Source organism: Blautia sp. HA3515 (assembly GCF_059933065.1).
The window spans coordinates 1-2,837 of sequence record NZ_JAYFUY010000006.1 but is presented as its reverse complement, the minus strand read 5'-3'; the positions used below and the strand labels follow the sequence as shown (position 1 = coordinate 2,837).

Genomic DNA, 2,837 nt, shown 5'->3' with positions numbered 1-2,837 from the left:
CCAGAGGGTCAGCTTTTCCATTGCGGCAGGAGCGGCTTATAAGGAGGCTTGCCGCCTGGGTGAATCTATGCAGGAGACAAGAAAGCTTATTCAGGAGCGGCTGGTAAGAGGCAATGGAAGGCTTCTGGAGCATTTAGGACAGCCGTCAGATCTTCCGGAAAGCCAGCTCCTGAACGATTATCTCAGGAAGATAAGCCATGCAGTGGAGATTTTCAGTATTCCCAATGGGGCCGAGGCAGTAAGAGAGCTGCAGGAAGCTGTGAATCATCAGCCTGGTGTGCAGGGATGGCAGATCCTGGAGCTTATATATGGTGCTGCGGATATTTTTGCTGCCAGCATTCAGATCCAGAGCCGAACAGAAGTACTTGACGGTTTTCGGAAACAGTGTGGACAGTGTGGAAAAGCAGAAGAGATTTTCGATTGCCTTGTGGATTTCCAGGAAAAATACCTGAAGGAGCAGGCTGAAAGATATGAAAATGACACAATACGTCCTGTACGAAAGGCAAAGGAATATATACAGAATCATTATAGTGATCCCATCACCCTTGAGGAAGTAAGTGAGCAGGTAGGCCTGAGTTCGGCTTATTTTAGTGTTTTGTTTAAGAAAACGGAGGGAGAAGGCTTTGCAAAATATCTGATCAATATACGGATGGAACAGGCAAAGCTTTTGCTGCGTGAAACCAATCTTCCGGTAACGGAGATCTGCCGTAAAGTAGGATATAATGATCTGAAGCACTTTACACATACCTTTGAAAAAGCGGCAGGGGTAAAGCCATCTACATATAGAAAACTTTATGGATAAAGGCAGGGTGCGAATATGAAGCTTCGGGACAAACTGAAATATCTTTCAAATCGGGCACTGGCAGCCGGGATCATCATATCTGCCCTGCTGGCATTGTTTGCGTGTATTTTGATTTTACTGGCAAATAAAGAGCAGGTGCCTTGGTGGTGTGCCGGCCTTCTTACAGCTATGGCAGTACTGTTTCCGGTAACCTGCTGGTTCTGGCTGGTACGGCCTTATTTTCGGTGCGAACAGATGATGAATCGCTTTTTGGAGGGGTATCTCTTTTCTGAAAAAGATGATATGGAGCTTCTGAACCTGACACCTGCCACCAGACAGCAGATGCAGATGGTAGATCAGATCTTGCGTTCTCCGCAGTATATGGATTTGAATAAAAGACAGGCTCAGTATCTGGCTCTTCAGACATCAGATCAATCCCCACTTTTTGTATAATACATTGGAGAGTATTCGCGGGGAAGCCATTATTGCAGGTCTTGACGGAGTTGCGGATATGACGGAGGCTCTTGCACGATTTTTTCGTTACACGATCACGAAGGTCGAAAATCTGGTATCTGTGGAAGAAGAACTGGATAACTGCGAAACTTATTTCGGGATTCAGAAATATCGTTTTGGGGACAGACTGAAGCTGCATATCCAGTATGACGTGGAAGAATATGAGCGGATCATGAACTGCAGGATTCCAAAGCTTACCCTGCAGCCTATCCTGGAAAACAGTATCATCCACGGGATAGAATTGAAAATCGAAGGCGGTAATTTGTACATTCGTTTTCAGTGCACCGGGGATCGTCTGATCATCCGTATCTCCGATGACGGGGTAGGTATGGATGAAATGACTCTTGCACGGCTGAATCAGAAGCTTGGAAAATCTACAAAAACCATTCATGATGAGGAAGAGAAGCAGGGGGGATCGCTTTGGTGAATGTAAATAACCGGATTCATCTGCTTTTTGGAGATGAATATGGAATGCATGTATATTCTGTGGCTGGTGAAGGAACAGATGTGGAGATCACTATTCCTATTTTAAACGATGACAGACAGATCAAAAACAGGAGTGTGTTTGCATGAGAAATGAAATCCTCAGAATGGAAAGGGTCACTTATATTGAAGATGAGGTGGTGAAACTGAAGGATTTCAATCTGCAAATCTATCAGGGAGAGGTAATGGGACTTCTTCCTGTGACCAGCCATGGAAAATCTGCAGTCCTTAAGATTCTGGCAAGAAATCTGCCATTGTATGACGGATATGTATATTACGGGGGCGAAAAGGTAAATACCTGGAAAGATAGCCGCAGGACAGCTAACCGGCTTAGTATTATACAGGAGAAAAGTTCCCTGGCAGACAATCTGAACATAGCAGATAATATTTTTGTGTTCAAGCCTGGGTTCCGGCAGTGGGTGATACATTCCCAGATCCTGAACCGGCAGTTGGAGCCTTTTTTTAAAGACATCGGACTGGACATGCCAACCGATAAAGAAGTGGCGGAGCTGTCTGCATTTGAGAGGATTGTAGTGGGGAAATCCTGCGAGCCGTGATTATGGGGTATCGGCTGATCGTTTTGGATGAGGTGGGAGCACTGGTCAGTAACCATGAACTGGAAAAGCTTCATGCCATTATACGTCATTATGCAGACAAGGGATTTTCCTTCCTGTATGTATGTTCTCATCTGGAGGAGATCGTCAGTATCTGTGACAGATGTGGCTTGTTTTCCAATGGCCGGATCCTGAAGGTGATGGGACTGGAGGAAATGCAGCATGATCCGCCGGTGACTTATATGTCCGAATACAATGATATGGTGCGGTTTCATGCCAAGAAAAGGGAAGCGGATCATGAGGAAAAAGAAATTCTTTTTCAATGGGATGGGTATGGAGAAAGCCATGCAGACAGCTTTCATTTTCAGGTGAATAAAGGAGAATGCATTGCCGTGCAGATCCTGGATGCAGGCGCTATGGAAGAGATGCGCCAGATTCTTACCGGGGATTTGCTTCCGGAAAAAGGACAGATCCGTCTTCGTGGGAAAAAAAGCCGGATCTGTGGC

At 45.6% G+C, this 2,837-nt stretch carries 5 protein-coding genes and 1 pseudogene; all 6 read left to right on the top strand.

The features are described 5' to 3' along the window. Positions 1-802 (top strand): helix-turn-helix transcriptional regulator (locus R1Y93_RS00185; protein WP_500821178.1); only part of this gene is annotated, 802 nt, incomplete at its 5' end. A 15-nt stretch (positions 803-817) separates the two neighbouring features. Next, on the top strand, positions 818-1,234 hold the full coding sequence (locus R1Y93_RS00180; protein WP_500821177.1) for a hypothetical protein: 417 nt from the start codon (positions 818-820) through the stop codon (positions 1,232-1,234). After that, a complete protein-coding gene (locus tag R1Y93_RS00175; protein WP_500821176.1) occupies positions 1,227-1,721 on the top strand; it encodes a sensor histidine kinase in 495 nt (164 codons plus the stop codon). The genes R1Y93_RS00180 and R1Y93_RS00175 overlap by 8 nt, the downstream gene beginning before the upstream one ends. Continuing rightward, positions 1,715-1,867 carry a sensor histidine kinase gene (locus tag R1Y93_RS00170; RefSeq protein WP_500821175.1) on the top strand — a complete coding sequence of 51 codons (153 nt, stop codon included), beginning with the start codon at positions 1,715-1,717 and terminating at the stop codon, positions 1,865-1,867. Before R1Y93_RS00175 ends, R1Y93_RS00170 begins: the two co-directional genes overlap by 7 nt. Beyond that, the gene (locus R1Y93_RS00165) at positions 1,864-2,334 is read left to right on the top strand and encodes an ATP-binding cassette domain-containing protein (protein WP_500821173.1); all 471 of its coding nucleotides are present in this window, start codon (positions 1,864-1,866) and stop codon (positions 2,332-2,334) included. The genes R1Y93_RS00170 and R1Y93_RS00165 overlap by 4 nt, the downstream gene beginning before the upstream one ends. Next, positions 2,331-2,837 (top strand): annotated as a pseudogene (locus R1Y93_RS00160) (hypothetical protein); the annotation flags it as partial. The gene R1Y93_RS00165 and the pseudogene R1Y93_RS00160, both read left to right, overlap by 4 nt.